The organism is Pseudomonas sp. B16(2017) (assembly GCF_002113205.1).
Classification (GTDB): domain Bacteria; phylum Pseudomonadota; class Gammaproteobacteria; order Pseudomonadales; family Pseudomonadaceae; genus Aquipseudomonas; species Aquipseudomonas pharyngis.
Genome location: NZ_NEKA01000004.1, coordinates 51874 through 71636 on the forward strand (window position 1 = coordinate 51874; position 19763 = coordinate 71636).

At 60.3% G+C, this 19763-nt stretch carries 13 protein-coding genes and 1 pseudogene; 12 read left to right on the forward strand and 2 right to left on the reverse strand.

The annotated features are described in order from the left end of the window. Window positions 1-68 precede the first annotated feature (68 nt). Window positions 69-1715: a phosphoglucomutase (alpha-D-glucose-1,6-bisphosphate-dependent) gene (gene pgm / locus CAG25_RS07845; RefSeq protein WP_085610259.1), complete on the forward strand. Its 1647-nt coding sequence runs from the start codon at window positions 69-71 to the stop codon at window positions 1713-1715. A 61-nt stretch (window positions 1716-1776) separates the two neighbouring features. On the opposite strand, the gene CAG25_RS07850 is transcribed toward pgm, so the two are convergent. Beyond that, window positions 1777-2472, reverse strand: coding sequence for a pirin family protein (locus CAG25_RS07850; RefSeq protein ID WP_085610260.1), 696 nt, complete (start codon window positions 2470-2472; stop codon window positions 1777-1779). A gap of 278 nt (window positions 2473-2750) precedes the next feature. On the opposite strand from CAG25_RS07850, the gene CAG25_RS07855 reads away from it, so the two are divergent. Continuing rightward, window positions 2751-5225, forward strand: coding sequence for a UvrD-helicase domain-containing protein (locus tag CAG25_RS07855; protein WP_085610261.1), 2475 nt, complete (start codon window positions 2751-2753; stop codon window positions 5223-5225). A gap of 57 nt (window positions 5226-5282) precedes the next feature. Here CAG25_RS07855 and CAG25_RS07860 read toward each other — a convergent pair whose 3' ends face one another. Continuing rightward, window positions 5283-5555, reverse strand: coding sequence for a DUF1652 domain-containing protein (locus CAG25_RS07860; protein ID WP_085610669.1), 273 nt, complete (start codon window positions 5553-5555; stop codon window positions 5283-5285). A 263-nt stretch (window positions 5556-5818) separates the two neighbouring features. Here CAG25_RS07860 and CAG25_RS07865 point away from each other — a divergent pair. The 10 genes and pseudogenes from CAG25_RS07865 to CAG25_RS07910 all read left to right on the forward strand — a co-directional run bounded on the left by CAG25_RS07865 (window position 5819) and on the right by CAG25_RS07910 (window position 19703). After that, window positions 5819-6634, forward strand: a pseudogene (locus CAG25_RS07865) (helix-turn-helix domain-containing protein). Window positions 6635-6685: 51 nt separating this feature from the next. After that, window positions 6686-8092 (forward strand): FAD-binding oxidoreductase, encoded by a 1407-nt coding sequence (locus CAG25_RS07870; protein WP_085610262.1) that lies wholly within the window; start codon window positions 6686-6688, stop codon window positions 8090-8092. A gap of 29 nt (window positions 8093-8121) precedes the next feature. Next, entirely contained in the window at window positions 8122-8466 is a 345-nt protein-coding gene (locus CAG25_RS07875) for a cupin domain-containing protein (protein WP_064596520.1), read from the forward strand. Window positions 8467-8522: 56 nt separating this feature from the next. Further along, the gene (locus CAG25_RS07880) at window positions 8523-9608 is read left to right on the forward strand and encodes a polyamine ABC transporter substrate-binding protein (protein WP_085610263.1); all 1086 of its coding nucleotides are present in this window, start codon (window positions 8523-8525) and stop codon (window positions 9606-9608) included. 388 nt (window positions 9609-9996) lie between these two features. Then, window positions 9997-11463 (forward strand): serralysin family metalloprotease, encoded by a 1467-nt coding sequence (locus CAG25_RS07885; protein ID WP_064596527.1) that lies wholly within the window; start codon window positions 9997-9999, stop codon window positions 11461-11463. Window positions 11464-11556: 93 nt separating this feature from the next. Beyond that, window positions 11557-11985, forward strand: coding sequence for an AprI/Inh family metalloprotease inhibitor (locus CAG25_RS07890; RefSeq protein ID WP_158090081.1), 429 nt, complete (start codon window positions 11557-11559; stop codon window positions 11983-11985). Window positions 11986-12190: 205 nt separating this feature from the next. Then, window positions 12191-13978 (forward strand): type I secretion system permease/ATPase, encoded by a 1788-nt coding sequence (locus CAG25_RS07895; RefSeq protein ID WP_064596529.1) that lies wholly within the window; start codon window positions 12191-12193, stop codon window positions 13976-13978. Then, window positions 13975-15324 (forward strand): HlyD family type I secretion periplasmic adaptor subunit, encoded by a 1350-nt coding sequence (locus CAG25_RS07900; protein ID WP_085610264.1) that lies wholly within the window; start codon window positions 13975-13977, stop codon window positions 15322-15324. Before CAG25_RS07895 ends, CAG25_RS07900 begins: the two co-directional genes overlap by 4 nt. Window positions 15325-15326: 2 nt before the next feature. Continuing rightward, window positions 15327-16694 (forward strand): TolC family outer membrane protein, encoded by a 1368-nt coding sequence (locus tag CAG25_RS07905; RefSeq protein WP_085610265.1) that lies wholly within the window; start codon window positions 15327-15329, stop codon window positions 16692-16694. 57 nt (window positions 16695-16751) lie between these two features. Next, on the forward strand, window positions 16752-19703 hold the full coding sequence (locus CAG25_RS07910; RefSeq protein ID WP_085610266.1) for an autotransporter serine protease: 2952 nt from the start codon (window positions 16752-16754) through the stop codon (window positions 19701-19703). Window positions 19704-19763 lie beyond the last annotated feature (60 nt).

Genomic DNA, 19763 nt, shown 5'->3' on the forward strand with positions numbered 1-19763 from the left:
GCACTCCGGACAAACTGCCAGTAAACTCCCTTGTAATTTCTTGAACCACTCTATTTCAGAGGTTTTGCATGACACTCAGTCCTTTTGCGGGCAAACCGGCACCGGCAGAACTGTTGGTCGACATCCCGCGACTGGTTACGGCGTATTACACCGGTCAACCCGACGCCTCGGTTTCCACCCAGCGCGTGGCGTTCGGCACCTCCGGGCACCGGGGCAGTTCCTTTGATTTGAGTTTCAACGAGTGGCACGTTCTGGCCATCAGCCAGGCGATCTGCCTGTATCGCGAAGCCCAGGGCATCACCGGGCCGCTGTTCGTCGGCATCGATACCCACGCGCTGTCGACTCCGGCAGGGGCCAGCGCCCTGGAAGTACTGGCCGCCAACGGTGTGACCGTGATGATCGCCGAAGGTGATGAATACACGCCGACCCCGGCGGTTTCTCACGCCATTCTTTGCTACAACCGTGGTCGCACCACGGGTCTTGCCGACGGCATCGTCATCACCCCGTCGCACAACCCGCCTCAAAGCGGTGGCTACAAGTACAACCCAACCAACGGTGGCCCGGCCGACACCCACATCACCAAGTGGATCGAAGCCAAGGCCAACGAACTGCTGGCCAATAAACTGGCCGGCGTCAAACGCATCAGCTACGAGCAGGCGCTCAAAGCCAGCACCACCCATCGCCACGACTACGTGAACACCTACGTGGCCGATCTGATCAACGTCATCGACTTTGATGCCATTCGCGGCGCCAAACTGCGCTTGGGCGTCGATCCGCTGGGCGGAGCAGGGGTGCGCTACTGGTCGGCGATTGCCGAGCACTATCGTCTGGACCTGGACGTGGTGAACAAGGAAGTCGATTCGACGTTCCGTTTCATGACCGTCGACTGGGACGGGCAGATTCGCATGGACCCATCGTCCAGCCATGCCATGCAAGGTCTGATCGGTCTGAAAGAGCGCTTTGACGTGGCCTTCGCCTGTGATCCGGATCATGACCGCCATGGCATCGTCACACCGTCCGGCGGTTTGCTGGCACCGAACAACTACCTGGCCGTGTCGATCGACTACCTGTTCCAGAACCGTCCACAATGGCGCGCCGATGCAGCCGTGGGTAAAACCGTGGTCAGCAGCGGTCTGATCGATCGCGTGGCCAAGCGACTGGGCCGTCGTCTCTACGAAGTGCCGGTCGGTTTCAAATGGTTCGCTGACGGTCTGTTCGACGGTTCGCTGGGGTTTGGCGGCGAAGAAAGCGCTGGCGCCTCGTTCCTGCGCAAGGACGGCGGTGTCTGGAGCACCGACAAAGACGGCCTGATTCCAGCCCTGCTGGCCGCTGAAATGACTGCCCGCACCGGCCGCGACCCAAGCCAGGCCTACCGTGCACTGACCGAGGAGCTGGGCGAGCCGTTCTCGGTGCGAGTCGATGCCAAGGCCAACCCGGAGCAGAAGGCCCTGCTGAGCAAGCTGTCGCCGGAGCAGGTCACCTCGACCGAACTGGCGGGTGAGAAGATCCAGAGCATTCTCAGCAAGGCTCCGGGTAACGATCAGGCCATTGGCGGTCTGAAAGTGATGACCGAAAACGGCTGGTTCGCTGCGCGTCCGTCGGGTACTGAAGACATCTACAAGATCTACGCCGAAAGCTTCATCGGCGACGACCACCTCAAGCAACTGGTGGCCGAAGCGCAAACCCTGGTAGACGGTGCGATCAGCACCCAGTAAATCCAGACAACGGAAAAGGGCGACCCTGAGGTCGCCCTTTTTTTGCCCCGCGATTCGCCTATCAGGCCAGATCCACCAACACGATCTCGCTGTCTTCCAGCGCCGTGACGGTCAGCACTTGTTCATCAGCCACCGCCACACCGTCTCGAGCTTGTGCGCGCAAGCCGTTGACTTCAATGACGCCCGTCGCCGGAACCAGATACGCGCGACGTCCTGCATCGAGGCGATATTCAGCAGTTTCCCCGGCCTTGATATTGGCCGCCACCAGGCGTGCGTCGGCGCGGATGCGCAGGCTCTGATCGTCGCCAGTCTTGCCGCTGGCGAGGGTTACGAAACCTTCGCGGTCGCCTTTCGGGAACGGTTTGGCGCCCCATGACGGTGGTGCGCCGGTTTCGGTCGGCAGAATCCAGATCTGGAAAATCTTGGTGTCCGTGGCTTCCAGGTTGTATTCGCTGTGGGCGATCCCGGTGCCGGCGCTCATCACTTGCACGTCGCCAGCCTCGGTGCGGCCCTTGTTGCCCAGGTTGTCCTGGTGGCTGATCGCACCTTCACGCACATAAGTGATGATTTCCATGTCGCGGTGCGGGTGGGTAGGGAAGCCCGTGCCGGCGGCAATGATGTCGTCATTCCATACACGCAGGTTGCCCCAGCTCATGCGTTGCGGATCGTAGTACTCGGCGAACGAAAAATGGTGATGGGCATCCAACCAGCCGTGATGGGCGCCGCCCAGCGAGCTGAAAGGTCTGAGTTCAAGCATGATCGTCTCCTCAAAAGGTTCGTCATGGGGCGTGATGCCTGAGCCACGAAGCGAGACCGGTGATTGATGGCAGCCATCATCTATCAGTCAACCATCGAGAAAAAGCGTAAAAACTGCGGCATTCCAATCGAATCAATTGATATTTAAAAAGCTCGAAACCGTCTCATCTCACCTTCAATTCATCGCCTAAACCAATGACCTGTAAGCATTTCACTAGAACAAAAAAGCAAATGCAGACACCATAGCCCTCAACAGCCTCACATCCGGAGTCCGTCAGCGTGGCGCAACACACCCCCGATCTTCCTCCCGAACTTCGTCCCTTGGCCGAGATGCCCTGGTTCAAACGCCTGGCGGCGCGTTTCCTTGGCCACGGTCTGACGCAACTACGCGCCCAACACCGTGCCTCGTGGCTGCACGGCCAGGCTGACGGCTTTCGCAGCGGACATACCGCCGGCGTGGATTACGGGTACAAGGAAGGCAAGGCTGACGGGCTGGAAGAGGGGCGCCAGGTCTTGTTGATCCGCGACAGCCGCAATACCGAGCATCGCCCGCCGGGCATCGACAATCACTTGTTCGACGACTGGCGCCTGCCGCTCAGCGCAGAACTGAAGAAGCGCATGAAAGCCGACGTCGCGCGTCTATTGCCAGCCCACGCGCAACCGAGCGCTGCGCAATGGAAGATGATTTTCAGCGATACGCCGTCAACATCAGTGATTGCCGGGGCCGGAGCCGGCAAGTCGACCACGCTGGTGTTGCGGATCCTGCTGCTGACTCACTACCTGGGCTTCGAGCTCGATTCGATGACCGTGGTGACCTTCACCCGCGAGTCGCGCAAGGATTTCATCAGCAAACTGATCGAACTGTTTGCGTTATGGGACCGGGCACTCAGTCAGAAAGCTGCGAAGGATCTGGTGCGCACTTTCCACTCGCGGATCTTGCCGATGGTTCGCAGTCTGCCCGGATTCGAGCGCTTGCAGGCATTCGAAAACCTCAGCCACCGCGCGCCGGGTGCAGATGAAGACGTCGACAGCAATCCGTTCGATCTGCGCATCAACGACGCGCAGCGTCAGCAGCTCAACGCCTGTTACCACCGTCTCTACAAAGAAGATCCGCGCTTTGCGCAACTGATCCAGCCGCTGTCCCGGCACGCCTTGCAGCTTAAAGAGCTGGAACGCGATCACCCGGACGTGCAAAAACGCGTCGCTGTGACAGAACTGGCGGCCCGTCGCGATGAAGAGCTGTGCGACATGATCGAAGACATGTGGCTGCGCGCGGGCGCCTGGCCGATCAAGGGCATCGAACCGAGCCGCCAGACATTCGAAATCAACGGCGCATCGTTCCATTGCCATGGTTACATTCCGAGCCTGGATGCCTGGGTCGTGTTGGGTTTCGATCCTCGGGAAAACTCGCAGGTTTGCCGTCCCAACGCCAAGCTGACGGTTCGTGCAGAGTGGGCAGTCAAGCGCACCCTGTTTCAAGCTTTCTGCCGTAAGCCGTTGATATGGCTTGATAGTTACGAATCATCCAGACGTGTATTGGCCACGCTGGCGGGCGATGCCAGCGCCGGCCCGGGCTTCGATTACAAGGTCAAAGGCGAGCTGGCATCCGCGCCGTTGCTCGATTGTTTTGTCGCTGCCGCAGGCTTCATCGAGAACCTGGGCCTGGATGTTCCGGACGCCGTTGGCCGCATGAATTTCGCCAAGGACGATCCGGACCGGTTTTTCTTCGAAGCTTTAAGCCTGTTCTGGCGAGCGCTGGAAGATCACTTGCTGGATCAGAAGCCGCCGGTCATGACCTACAACCGGATGTTTGCCCTGTTCAGCGAGCACTCACCGGAAAACTTCAAATTGCTCAGCGATGAACTGCTGCGGCCAATGTCGCACCTGATGATCGATGAGTTTCAGGATGTCTCACCGCAAATCGTCTCGTGGATTCGTGCCAGCCTCTCGGAAATCCGCAGTCGTGGCCCGGCCATGCACGTCGGACGAGGTGCGCAGCGATCGTCGCTGCTTTGCGTGGGCGATGACTGGCAATCGATCTATGGCTGGCGCGGCAGTTCGCCGAGCTATTTCATGGAGTTCAACAAGGAATTCCCGTCGCCGAGCACGACGCGGGTGATGCTCAGCGACAACTATCGCAGCCATCAGCACATCATCGACGCGGCAGAACACATCGTCCGGGCAGCGCCGGCGATCCCGGGCAAGAAGGCCAAGGCCAGCGGCGAGGAGAGGCCGTTGCAGCCAGTCAACGTGCTGGAACGCGACGATCAGGCACTCGGCCAGCGCCTGGCGGAACACTACCGAAAGGGCGATTCAATCCTGATGCTCTATCGAAAAAGCAGCGATAAGTTACTGATAGAACAGCATATTCAGTCAGTAGTTAATGTTGATTCGAGCTTGCCGTACGAGTCCCGTCGCCTGAAACAACTGACGTATCACAGCGCAAAAGGTCTGCAGGCCGACGCGGTTTTCCTGCTGGGTGACTGCCAGCATCTGACCAGCTCACCGTACAAGAATCAGGTGTACCGCATGGCCGGACTGGGCAAGGCCGGCGACAGCGAACCGTACGACAGCGCGCAGAAAGACGAAATTCTGCGTCTGGCCTACGTCGGTATCACCCGTGCAGTCAGCCATTGCTACTGGTATGTCGAGCCGCAGGACACTCAGGCGGTCAACATGCCTCGGGCCTCGGACCGGGTCGCCAAAGGCAAACCGTTCTTCGTCGATCATCGTCCGGAAAAGAAAATGGCCTGAATCCAATGCCCATGAAAAAGCCCGCACAAGGCGGGCTTTTTATTCTAAATCAGCCAGTTACGCATAACTCTTGAGAGATTCCGGAGGAATGAAAGCCTCCAGCTCATCCTCGACCGCTTCGATTATTCGCTCCACATCCGCCGCGTTCATCACCGTGGCACAGGGGATGCCGGCGATGGCAATCAAGGTTTCGCCGCTGGCCCGATCGAACAGGCGAGCGACCAGACTGCCAGGCGCATCCATGGTCGCCTCGAAACCCATGGGATGAAAATGCCAGCGCATCAGCTGGCAGGCATTGGGGAACGTGACTTTGCTTGACCCTTTGATCATGTGTTGCCCGCCTTCTTCATCGAGCGCTTCCGTTTGCTCATGGTAGGTGGGAAGAGCCTTCATTGGCTCAACCGGTGACTGCCTTTAAAAGTAGCATCTGAATGTGAAATTCCTGTGAGAATTTTCAGTTCATTTAGCGATTGCGAGGATTCTTTTGATGTAAGTCACGATCCACCCCAATCGTCGCCAAAATGCCATCACCACCGGTTGTTGAAGCAGCGCCGGAAGTTGGGCAAGCTCGGTTCTTTTTCCAAGAGTCCCTTATGCACGCCGATGATGACGGCCCGGAACAGACCCGGGCCACGGCCGAAGCGGTCATGCGCTATCACCTGTGCTGGAAACACCGGGACCTGGATGGCGTAATGGCGCTGTACCACCCAGACATCCAGTACAACGATTTTTTCCAGAACCGCGTGCTCGGCCTCGACGAGTTGCGCGAGTACGTTCGGGTCAGCATGCCGCGCGAGTCCGACGAAGCGCTGGAGCATTGCGACCGTATCCGTATCGACGGCAACACCGCCTTCATTCAATACGAAGTGACGTTACGCGGCGGTAACGGACTGGTGTCGTTTCGTTCCAGTGAAGCGATCACGGTCAAGGACGGGCGGATCTGGCGGGTCAACGAATATGCATCGTTGGTGCGTGAGCAGGCTGAAAGTCCGACGACAACCCGCCAGCGTCCGGCGGTGAGTCGCCTGGGCCTGTCGCCGCGCCAGTTGAGCTTCATGGCCGATGACCTGCAGCAGTATTTTCAGCGTCAGTAGCCTTATCTCGACCCCGAACTCGACCTGCAACGGGTGGCGAAGGAGTGCGGGTACAGCCGCAACCAGATTTCGTACCTGTTGAATCAGGTGCTGGGGCAGAGCTTCTACCGTTACGTCAATCAGGCGCGTCTGCAACATCTATTGCAGTCGCTGGACAACGCCACGCCGCCACTGCGCATCGACGAACTGGCCTTTGCCGCAGGCTTCAATTCGCTGTCGGCTTTCTACAGCTGCTTTCGTCAGCACACCGGGCAGTCGCCCAAGGCCTACGCGAAGCAAATTTCTTTGCGGACACGCGCGCAAGACAATCTCTGAGTCCAGCCACTAGGATCGACGCCATCGAAACCTGGATTAGCGGAGTCTTGCATGCCGGCGTGGCGCACTATCAGTTTGTGGATGGACCAACTCGACGAGCCGCTGACCGCGCGCCCGTCGCTTGCGCAGGACCTGGATGTCGACGTGGCGATCATCGGCGCCGGTTACACCGGACTGTGGACTGCGTACTACCTGAAACAACAGGCGCCGAGCCTGAACATTGCCATCATCGAAGCGCAAACCGCCGGGTTCGGCGCGTCCGGTCGCAACGGCGGCTGGTTGATGGGCAATCTGCTGGGCGAGGATCGTTTGCTGGCGGGCCTGTCACCGCAACAACGCCGCGCTTCGTTCGACCTGTTGCACAGCATTCCCGATGAAGTAGAAATCGTCCTGGAACGCGAAGGCATCGACTGCGACTACCGTAAGGGCGGAGTGCTGTATTGCGCCGCGCGCTATCCCGAGCAGGAAGCCAATCTTCGCGACTACCTGAAAAAGCTCCACGCCCAGGGCCTGACCGACGACGATTACCGTTGGCTCAGCCCGGAGCAACTGGCGCAGCAGCTGCGCATCGCCAAACCCTACGGCGCCATCTTCGCCCCGCATGTGGCGACCATTCACCCGGCGAAACTGGTGCGCGGTCTGGCGCGAGCCGTCGAAGGCCTGGGGGTGAAGATTTACGAAAACAGCCCGGTGACCCATTGGCAGGCCGGCAGCCTGCGGACCGACAACGCCAGTGTGCGCAGTCGCTGGATCGTTCCGGCCATCGAAGGCTATTCCGTCACGCTGCCACCGCTGGGTCGTTATCAATTGCCGGTGCAAAGCCTGATCGTCGCCACCGAGCCGTTGCCCGCTGCGACCTGGGATGCAATCGGCCTCAGTCGGGGCCAGGCTTTCAGCGAGTTCAGCCGTCAGGTCACTTACGGCCAGCGTAGCGCCGACAACCGCCTGATCTTCGGCGCCCGTGGCGGTTATCAATTCGCCGGCCAACTGCGGCATAACTTCGACCTGACCCGCGATGAAGTCGAGCTGCGTCGCTACCTGTTTGGCGAGCTGTTCCCGCAACTGAAAAACGTGCAGATCACCCACGCCTGGGGCGGCAACCTCGGCATGTCCCGGCATTTCAAACCGCACATGTTGTGTGACCGGGCCAACGGCATCGCGCTGTCCGGCGGCTATGGCGGGGAGGGTGTCGGCGCTTCCAATCTGGGCGGGCGGACGCTTGCGGATCTGATTCTCGAGCGCGACACCGAGCTGACGCATCAACCATGGGTGCTGCCCGATGGCGGGATCCACGCATTGCGCGCCTGGGAGCCGGAACCGTGCCGCTGGCTCGGCTACAACGCGATCATCAAAAGCTTCGTCCACGAAGACCAGACCCTGGCCAACCCGGCGACTGCGCCCTGGCGGCGCAAGCTTGCCAGCCAGGTGGCCGGGTTCATGGAAGGTTTCATGCACTAAACGTTGTTTACTATCAGACAGGTAACGCCATGAGCATCACCCAATTCAAGAACACCGCCACGTTGCAACTGGATGAGTCCAACCCGGTGGCCGTGCCGCTCGGCACGCCAGTGGCGATTGCCTCGACCACCAGCGTCGAGCGCGACGACGGCGTCGAAACCGGCGTCTGGGAATGCACCCCAGGTCGCTGGCGCCGGCAGATCACTGCTCAAGAGTTCTGCCATTTCATTTCCGGTCGCTGCACGTTCACCCCGGACGACGGCGGCGAAACCCTGCACATACAAGGTGGCGACGCACTGATGTTGCCGGCCAATACGCTCGGGATCTGGGACATCCAGGAAACCGTACGCAAGACCTATGTCCTGATTTTCTGACGTTTTGATCCTTTTGATTGCCTGCCAACAACAATAGCCAATACAGGAATCGATCCATGATCCGAAAGACCCTCGTGCTCGCACCCTTGATGCTTGCCGTTTCCCTCGCTCAGGCGGCGGATACGGTCAAGGTTTACAACTGGTCCGACTACATCGCGCCGGACACCACCAAGAACTTCGAAAAGGCCAGCGGCATTGGCGTCACCTATGACGTCTACGACAGCAACGAAACCCTCGACGGCAAGCTGATGACCGGCAAATCCGGTTACGACGTGGTGTTTCCCTCCAACCACTTCATGGCGCGGCAGATCGAAGGCGGGGCGCTGAAGAAGCTCGACAAGAGCCAGTTGCCCAACTGGAAGAACCTCAACCCGGTGTTGCTCAAGGCTTTGCAGACCAACGACCCGGGCAACGAACACGGCTTTCCGTACCTGTGGGGCAGCACCGGCATCGGCTACAACATCGCCAAGGTCAAGGCCGTGCTGGGTGACAACGCGCCGGTGGACTCTTGGGATCTGATTTTCAAACCCGAATACATGGAAAAACTGCAGAAATGCGGTGTGGCAATCCTCGACAACGGCCCGGAACTGTTGCCGGCAGCGCTCAACTACCTGGGGTTGCCGCATCACAGCAAGAACCCCGAGGACTACAAGAAAGCTGAAGCGCTGCTGATGAAAGTGCGGCCGTATGTCAGCTATTTCCATTCCTCGAAATACACCAGCGATCTGGCCAATGGCGACATCTGCGTAGCTGTCGGTTTCTCCGGCGACATCCTGCAAGCGGAAAACCGCGCCAAAGAGGCGAAGAACGGCATCGACATCGGCTACGAAATTCCCAAGGAAGGTGCCGCCATCTGGTTCGACATGGTCGCCATGCCCGCCGACGCACCGGACGAGAAGGCCGGCTATGCGTTCATGAACTACCTGCTGCAGCCCGACGTGATGGCCGGCATCAGCAATTACGTTCACTACGCCAATGGCAACGAACAGGCCGACAGCCTGATCGACCCGGAGATCAAGAACGACACCAAGGTTTATCCGAGCCCGGAAATGATGGGCAAGCTGTTCGCGCTGGAAGCGATGCCGCTGAACATCGACCGGATCCGGACACGGGTGTGGAACAAGATTCGAACCGGCAGCTGAAGGAACAAAGGCGAGGGCGGCACAGCCCTCGCCTGACTATGTTCTGTTGGATCAACTTGATATCAAACCACTGGCATTGCATCGCTAAAGTGCAGCAAAGTGAGACGCTGCTAACAAAAAACAACTTACCGATATTTAATATTTAAATAAGAAATCGTCAGACAATTAGGCAGCCTCACCACACTTTCAAACTTCTTTCGGCGGCACGTGCTTTGTTTACGGGAGTTTCCCGGAACAGTTCAATTTGATCTCGAAAAAATGCTAGACGACAGATTTCAAATTGTGTCAGGTTTCTTACGCCTTCATTGGGCGAGTGATAGGACAATCTCGCCAGAGGTTGTCGCTATCGGACAAAAACTGTTCCATTGCTAAACAAGGAAGTGTGTTTATGTCGAAAGTAAAAGCTAACGCTATTGATACCGCCGAACAGGCTTTTGAGCTGAACGCGGCGCCGCAACCTCTGGCAGCGACCAGCACGGCGTATAACCAGATCAATAGCTTCAGCCATCAGTACGATCGTGGCGGTAACCTCACGGTCAATGGCAAACCCTCCTTTTCCGTCGACCAGGCCGCAACCCAGTTGCTGCGCGACGGCGCTGCCTACCAGGACAAGGATGGCAGCGGCAAGATCGAACTTACCTACACGTTCCTGACTTCGGTATCGTCCAGCACGATGAACAAGCACGGGATCACCGGGTTCAGTCAGTTCAGTGCTCAACAGAAAGCCCAGGCCGTGCTCGCCATGCAATCCTGGGCCGACGTGGCCAACGTCACCTTCACCGAGAAAGCGTCGGGCGGTGATGGCCACATGACCTTCGCCAACTACAGCGGTGGCGTGGACGGCGCAGCAGCGTTCGCCTACCTGCCGGGCACCGGTCCGGGTTACGACGGCACTTCGTGGTACTTGATCAACAGCGGTTACACGCAGAACAAGACCCCGGACCTGAACAACTACGGCCGTCAGACCCTGACCCACGAAATCGGCCACACCCTTGGCCTGGCGCACCCGGGCGACTACAACGCCGGCAACGGCAACCCGACCTACAATGACGCGACCTACGGTCAAGACACCCGCGGCTACAGCGTCATGAGCTACTGGAGCGAAAGCAACACCAGCCAGAACTTCAGCAAGGGCGGGGTGGAAGCCTATTCCTCCGGTCCGCTGATGGATGACATCGCCGCGATCCAGAAGCTCTACGGCGCCAACATGACCACCCGAACCGGTGACACCACCTACGGCTTCAACTCCAACGCCGGTCGCGATTTCCTCAGCGCCTCGTCGTCGGCCGACAAGCTGGTGTTCTCGGTGTGGGATGCGGGCGGCAAGGACACCTTCGACTTCTCGGGCTTCACCCAGAACCAGAAGATCAACCTCAATGAAGCCTCGTTCTCCGACGTTGGCGGCCTGGTGGGCAACGTGTCCATCGCCAAGGGCGTCACCATCGAGAACGCCATCGGCGGTTCGGGCAACGACCTGCTGATCGGCAACAGCGCGGCCAACGAGCTCAAGGGCGGTGCCGGTAACGACATCATCTGGGGTGGCGGTGGCGCCGACAAGCTGTGGGGCGGCGCGGGTTCGGACACCTTTGTGTTCGCGGCCAGCTCCGACTCCAAGCCGGGTGCGATCGATCAGATCCTCGATTTCGTCAGCGGTCTCGACAAAATCGACCTGACCGGTATCACCAAGGGCGCCGGCCTGCACTTCGTCAGCGCCTTCACCGGCGCGGCGGGTGATGCGGTTCTGACGTCCTCGGGCGGCAACAGCCTGCTGTCAGTGGACTTCTCCGGTCACGGCGTGGCTGATTTCCAGGTCAGCACCGTTGGCCAGGCAGCCACCAGCGACATCGTGGCGTGATGTAACACGGGAAAGCGGCGCGTCATGCGCCGTTTTCTTCACTTGCATCGCCGTGACCGGTAAGCAAGGCTACGTGCCGGAGTGAAATTTCCCATGATCCAATTCGCTTTTACCCGCAATGCGGCGGCGTACTTGTTGCCGATGCTGATGATGATTTCCGGAGAAACAACCATGGCAAGCAGCCTGAGACTCGAAGACCCATCGCTATTTGCCGGGCAGTGGCAAGCGACCCTGAGTGCCCGCAGTGACAGCGCCGAAGCACAAGCGATGCAGGACAAACCGTCGAATACCTGCCAGATCGATCTCGAAGCCAACCGGACCTTGGGCAAAGGTGCCGATTGCCTGAGCGCGTGGTTGCAGGACGCTGCCATCGGCTGGTTTCCCGATCCTGACGGTCTGTCGATCACTGGCAAGGAAGGCTCAAGAATCCAGTTTTTCAGCCGACAACGTGATGGGCTTTATCTGAGCACTTTGAAGTCGGGCCTGGTGATTACACTCAAGCGTGCTGTACAGCAACCTTGATGACCAAAACCGACTGACAGTTTAAATATAAAGCACCCCGTTACAGTTATAAGCCGCAGTGCAATAACACGGAGGCCGGTTTTAATCGGGGAAGTTGTTATTGAAGTGTAAGCAAATGCTGGCGGTGTATGTCTCGCTCTCATGGCGAGCAATTAATTTGAAGTCTCGCCAAGCAGGGCGGGAAATACCATTTCAGGAATAATCAATGAAGATGGCGAAGGCCCAAGCCACCGCTCCCTTATTCAAGGCATTGGGTGACTATAAAAGCATTCTGATCAGCGTCGGATGCTTTACCGCACTGATTAACGTGCTGATGCTGGTGCCTTCCATATATATGCTCCAGGTCTACGACCGGGTGCTGTCTTCGCAGAACGAAACTACCCTGGCGATGCTGTCGCTGATGGTCGTCGGTTTCTTCGCGTTTATCGGCCTGCTGGAAGTGGTGCGCAGCTTTATCGTGATCCGCATCGGCAGCCAGTTGGAGCGCCGCTTCAACCTGCGGGTCTATCAGGCAGCTTTCGAACGTAACCTGTTCAAGGGCGAGGGCAACGCCGGGCAGTCCCTGGGCGACCTGACCCACATTCGCCAATTCGTCACCGGGCCTGCGCTGTTCGCGTTCTTCGATGCGCCGTGGTTCCCGGTTTATCTGTTTGTGATTTACCTGTTCAACGTCTGGCTCGGCGTGCTGGCCACAGCGGGAGCGTTGCTGCTGATCGCGCTGGCGTGCCTGAACGAATACATGACCAAGAAGCCGCTGGGCGAAGCCGCCGGTTATTCGCAGAAATCCAGCCAGTTGGCCACCAGCCACTTGCACAACGCCGAAACCATTCAAGCCATGGGCATGCTCGGCGCCTTGCGCAAGCGCTGGTTCCAGGTGCACTCGCGCTTCCTCGGCCTGCAGAATCAGGCCAGCGACACTGGCGCGGTGATCAGCTCGCTGAGCAAGACCCTGCGCCTGTGCCTGCAATCGCTGGTGCTGGGCCTCGGCGCACTGTTGGTGATCAAGGGCGACATGACCGCCGGGATGATGATCGCCGGCTCCATCCTGATGGGCCGGGTTTTGAGCCCGATCGACCAGTTGATTGCCGTGTGGAAGCAGTGGAGCGGGGCGAAGCTGGCTTACCGTCGCCTCGATGCGTTGCTGCAAGCTTTCCCGCCGAGCGATGACGCCATGGCGCTGCCGGCGCCGAAAGGCCAGATCACCTTTGAACAAGTCAGCGCCGGCCCTCCGGGTCAACGCTCCGCGACCCTGCACATGGTCAACTTCAACCTGGCGGCCGGTGAAGTGCTGGGCGTGCTCGGTGCCTCCGGTTCCGGCAAATCGACCCTGGCGCGTGTGCTGGTCGGCGTATGGCCGGCCCTTGGTGGCACGGTGCGTCTGGACGGCGCCGACATCCACCGTTGGAACCGCGATCAGCTCGGCCCGTACATCGGCTATCTGCCGCAGGACATCGAGCTGTTCAGCGGCAGCATCGCCGAGAACATTGCCCGCTTCAGTGAAGCTGACCCGCAAAAGGTCGTGGCTGCCGCGCAACAGGCCGGCGTGCACGAACTGATCCTGCGCATGCCACAAGGCTACGACACGCAATTGGGCGAGGACGGCAGCGGTTTGTCCGGCGGCCAGAAACAGCGTGTGGCACTGGCCCGTGCGCTGTACGGCAACCCGAGCCTGGTAGTGCTGGATGAGCCGAATTCCAACCTCGACACCGTCGGCGAAGCCGCGTTGTCCAGCGCGATCGTGCAGCTCAAGGCCCAGGGCACCACCGTGGTACTGGTCACCCACCGTTCTTCGGTACTGGCTCAGGCCGACAAGCTGCTGGTACTCAACGACGGCCGTCTGCAGGCCTTCGGCCCGAGCCATGATGTGCTCAAGGCACTGTCCGGTAACCAGCCCGGCAACCCGCCACAACCAAACGAAAAACCTGCGCAAGCACCGGCCGGGCTCAGCATGAGCCGCCAGTATCAGCCGACGACAAGGAATTCGGGTGTATGAGCAGCGCGAGCATGAACACGCAAAACGAAGCCACGATGGAACACGACTACATCACCGAGCGCCCGGAACGCGACGCCAGATTTTTCGCCCGCATGGGCTGGATTCTGGCGCTGGTCGGCGCCGGCAGCTTCTTCACCTGGGCGGCATTGGCGCCGCTGGATCAGGGCATTCCGGTGCAGGGCACCGTGGTGGTGTCGGGCAAGCGCAAGGCCGTGCAGTCGATGAGCAGCGGCGTGGTCAGCCGGATTCTGGTGCGTGAAGGCGAAATCGTGAAGCAGGGCCAGCCACTGTTCCGCCTCGACCAGACCCAGGTTGCCGCCGACGTGCAGTCACTTCAGGCGCAATACCGCATGGCCTGGGCCAGCCTGGCGCGCTGGCAGGCCGAGCGTGACAACCTCAAGCAAGTGACGTTTCCGGCAGAACTGAGCGACAACGCCGATCCGCGCCTGGCGCTGGTGCTGGAAGGTCAGCGGCAATTGTTCAGCAGCCGTCGCGAAGCGTTTGCCCGCGAACAGGCCGCCCTGCGCGCGAGCATCGAGGGCGCCACCGCGCAGCTGGCGGGCATGCGCCGCGCCCGTACTGACCTCAACGCCCAGGCTGACTCGCTGCAACAGCAGTTGAGCAACCTGCAACCGCTGGCCGACAACGGCTACATACCCCGCAACCGCTTGATGGAATATCAGCGTCAGCTGTCGCAGGTTCAGCAGCAACTGGCCGAGAACGCCGGTGAAAGCGGCCGGGTGGAGCAGGGCATTCTTGAATCCCGGCTGAAACTGCAACAGCACGGTGAGGAATACCAGAAGGAGGTCCGCACCCAGCTGGCCGACGCGCAACTGAAAAGCGTCACCCTGTCCGAGCAACTGACCTCCGCCGGTTTCGACCTGCAACACAGCGAAATCCTCGCCACCGCTGATGGCGTGGCCGTCAACCTCGGCGTGCACACCGAAGGCGCCGTGGTGCGTCAGGGCGAAACCCTGCTGGAAATCGTCCCGCAAGGCACGCGCCTGGAAGTCGAAGGGCACCTGCCGATCAACCTGATCGACAAGGTCGGCACGCACTTGCCGGTCGACATCCTGTTCACCGCGTTCAACCAGAGCAAGACGCCACGGGTGCCCGGCGAAGTCAGCCTGATTTCCGCCGACCAGATGGTCGACGAGAAAACCGGCGTTCCGTACTACGTGTTGCGCAGCAGCGTCAGCGATCAGGCCATGGAAAAACTCAACGGCCTGGTGATCAAACCCGGCATGCCGGCGGAAATGTTCGTGCGCACTGGCGAACGTTCGCTCCTCAACTACCTGTTCAAGCCGCTGCTCGACCGCGCCGGTTCCGCGTTGACCGAAGAATAAGGATGTTCGGCTGTATGAATAAGCTTTCCATGCTGGCGGCAGCGTTCGCGCTGCTCGCGGGCAACAGTGCAGTGGCGGCCATGGGGCCGTTCGAGATCTACGAACAGGCGTTGCGCAATGACCCGGTGTTCCTCGGCGCGATCAAGGAGCGCGATGCAGGCCTCGAAAACCGCGCCATCGGCCGCGCCGGTCTGTTGCCGAAACTGGGTTACAACTACAACAAGGGTCGCAACTCATCGAAGGCCACGTCCCTCGACGAACGCGCGCGCAATCGCACCGATGAGCGTAATTACAACAGCTACGGCTCGAGCCTGACTTTGCAACAACCGTTGCTCGACTACGAAGCCTACGCGGCGTATCGCAAGGGCGTGGCCCAGTCGCTGTTTGCCGACGAGAACTTCCGCGGCAAGAGCCAGGAACTGCTGGTTCGCGTATTGGATAACTACACCAAGGCTTTGTTTGCCCAGGACCAGATCGACATCGCGCTGGCCAAGAAGAAGGCGTACGAGCAGCAGTTCCAGCAGAACGAGCACATGTTCAAGCAGGGCGAGGGTACCCGTACGGACATCCTCGAAGCCGAGTCGCGTTATGAACTGGCAACCGCCGAGGAAATCGAGGCCCGCAACGAGCAGGACGCCGCGCTACGGGAACTGGGCGCATTGGTAGGGGTGCCGGCGGTGGACATCAGTGATCTGGCGCCACTGGATCAGAACTTCCAGACATTCGCCCTGATGCCGGCCAACTACGACACCTGGCACGAACTGGCGATCAGCAACAACCCGAACCTGGCGTCCCAGCGTCAGGCGGTGGAAGTGGCGCGTTACGAAGTCGAGCGCAACCGCGCCGGGCACCTGCCGAAAGTCAGCGCTTACGCCACGATGCGCCAGAACGAATCGGAAAGCGGCAACACCTACAACCAGCGTTACGAAACCAACACCATCGGTTTCGAAGTCAGCGTGCCGTTGTACGCCGGTGGTGGTGTGTCGGCCTCGACCCGCCAGGCCAGCCGCACCATGGAACAGGCCGAATACGAACTGGACGGCAAGACCCGCGAGACGCTGATCGAATTGCGTCGTCAGTTCAGCGCCTGCCTGTCCGGGGTCAACAAGCTGCGCGCCTATCAAAAGGCCCTGGCCTCGGCCGAAGCGCTGGTGGTGTCGACCAAGCAAAGCATTCTCGGTGGCGAGCGAACCAACCTCGACGCACTGAACGCCGAGCAACAACTATTTACCACCCGCCGCGACCTGGCCCAGGCACGCTATGACTACCTCATGGCCTGGACCAAGTTGCATTACTACGCGGGAACCTTGAGCGAGCAGGATCTGGCGCGGGTGGATGAGGCCTTCGGACAAGGCCCAAGGACGCAATAACGCCGTAACTTCAACGCAAAAAAGCTTCAACCCAAAACAACAAAAAGAGTGGTGAACATGGACGTATGCATCAAGCCGATCACGGTCGGCACCCTGCTGCTTGTGATGTCTGCAACCCAGGCTCAGGCCCAATACCTCGAAGCCGGCAAACCCGGCGATCCCGCCAGTTGGCGCAGCGCCGAATTCCTGCGTGACTGGGGCCTGGGCCGGATGCAGGCCGATCAGGCCTACGCCGCCGGCATCACCGGCAAGGGTGTGAAGGTCGGCGCGCTGGACTCCGGTTTCGACGCCGCCCATCCCGAGTTCGCCAGCGACCGTTATCACCCGGTACTGGCCAGCGGCAGTTACATCGACGGCACGCTGTTCAATGTCAACGGCACCCTCAATCCGAACAACGATTCCCACGGCACCCACGTGGTCGGCACCATGGGCGCGTCCCGTGATGGCACCGGCATGCATGGCGTGGCGTACAACGCGCAGATCTACGTTGGCAACACCAACAAGAACGACAGTTTCCTGTTCGGCCCAAACCCTGATCCGCGTTACTTCAAAGCGGTGTACGACGCCCTGGCGGATGCCGGCGTGCGGGCGATCAACAACAGTTGGGGCAGCCAGCCGCCGGATGTCAGCTATCGAACCCTTGCGGATCTGCACGCCGCTTACGCTCAGCACTGGAACAAGGGCACGTGGATTGACGCAGCGGCGGATGTTTCCCGTCGCGGCGTGATCAATGTGTTCAGCGCCGGCAACAGCGGCTACCCGAATGCCAGCGTGCGTTCGGCGCTGCCGTATTTTCAACCGGATCTGGAAGGCCACTGGCTGGCGGTTTCCGGGCTCGATCAAAGCAATCAGCAGAAGTACAACCAGTGTGGCATCGCCAAATACTGGTGCATCACCACACCGGGCGCGAAGATCGACAGCACCATTCCCGACGGCGGTTATGCGATCAAGTCCGGCACCTCGATGGCCGCGCCGCACGCCACCGGCGCACTGGCGCTGGTGATGGAGCGCTATCCGTACATGAACAATCAGCAGGCTCTCGAAGTGTTGCTGACCACCGCCACCCAGCTCGACGGTTCGGTGACCGATGCGCCGACCGAACGGGTCGGCTGGGGCGTGGCCAATATCTACCGGGCGATACGCGGGCCGGGGCAATTGCTCGGGGCGTTCGACGCCCATCTGGCGGCCGGGCAGAGCGATGTCTGGAGCAATGACATCAGCGACAAAGCCCTGATCCAGCGCCAGAGCGAAGACCTCGCCGAACACAGCGCCTGGCAGCAAACCCTGCAAAGCAAGGGCTGGCAGAACGGCGTGCCGGCCGGTGCCAGCCAACAGGATCAGACTGATTACGCTGTGGGCATGGCTCGCGATGCAGCGGCGGCCGGTCGGGTGTATCAGGGCAGCCTGATCAAATCCGGCGACGGGCGACTGATTCTGACCGGTGACAACACGTATCGTGGGCCGACCACGGTCAATGGTGGTCTGCTGACAGTGAACGGCTCGCTGACATCGGCCGTGACCGTCAATGACGGCGGCACCCTCGGCGGCACCGGGCGGATCGGTGCACTGACCGCTAACAGCGGTGGCCGTGTCGCACCGGGCAATTCCATCGGCACCTTGAATGTGGCCGGTGACGTGAACTTCGCGCCAGGCTCGACCTACGCCGTGGAGTTGTCTCCCACCAGCAGCGACCGCATCGTCGCCGGCGGCATCGCCTCCATCAACGGCGCCACCGTGAGCCTGTCGCTGGAAAACAGCCCGACACTGCTCAGCACCAGCGAAGCCAGAAGTCTGCTCGGCCAGCAGTACAACATTCTGCAAGCGGCGGGCGGCATTCAGGGTCGGTTCGGTGCAGTGCTGCCGGATTACCTGTTCATCGGTGGCAGCCTGGCCTACAGCGGTAACGGCATCGGTTTGAATGTCGAGCGCAACGCGACATCGTTCGCCAGTGTCGGCCAGACCCCGAATCAGCGCTCCGTGGCCACTGCCGTCGAAGGTCTGGGCGCGGGCAATTCCGTGTACGAAAGCCTGTTGTTGTCGGCCAACGCCGGTGACGCGCAACAAGCCTTTCAACAGTTGAGCGGTGAAATCTACCCGGCCCTCGGTTCGGTGCTGATCAACGACAGCCGCCAACTGCGCGACGCCATCGGCGAACGCCTGCACGATGCGCAAGCCACGCAAAGCAACGGCTGGATCAAGGCCCTCGGCGCTTGGGGTACGACCGACTCGCGACACGACACCGCCGGTTACAGCACCTCCATCGGTGGGCTACTGGCAGGTGTCGACGGCGCGGTCGACGAGCAGACCCGCATCGGTCTGGTCACCGGTTACAGCGACAGCTCGCTGAGCATGGGCTCGGGCACCCATTCCTCGGCCAAGGTCGACAGCTATCACCTCGGCGCCTACGCCGGTCACGACATCGGCGCCTGGCGCCTGAGTACCGGCGCCGCCTACAGCTGGCATCGCGCCGATGTGAAGCGCGACTTGCAGTACGGCAATGTCAGCGCCAAACAGAAAGCCAAGGTCGATGCTGCCACCACCCAGGTATTCGGCGAGGCGGCTTATCGACTGAACCTGCAACCTCTGGCCCTGGAGCCGTTCGCCAACCTGGCCTACGTACACCTCGACACCGACGGCTTCACCGAGAAGGGCGACGCCGCCGCGCTGAAAAGCGGCGGCGACCAGCGCGACGCGGTGTTGAGCACCCTCGGCGTGCGGGCGATCAAGACTTTTGACCTGCCGTCCGCGCAGAAGCTGCAAGTGAGCGGTCATCTGGGCTGGCAGCACAGCCTGACCGACATCGAATCCGAACAGCATTTGCGCTTCGCCAGCGGTAGCGCGCCGTACACCGTTGAAAGCTCGCCACTGGTGCGCGACGCCGCCCTGGTCGGCGTGCAGGCCAGCCTGGCGCTGACCCGCGACGTGCGGGTCAACCTCGATTACACCGGACAACTGGCCAGCCGCGAGAAACAACACGGCGTGGGCCTGAGCCTGAACTGGCAGTTCTAAACACACGGATGATCGTTCCCACGCGGGAGCGTGGGAACGATCAACGATCACTTCAATAGA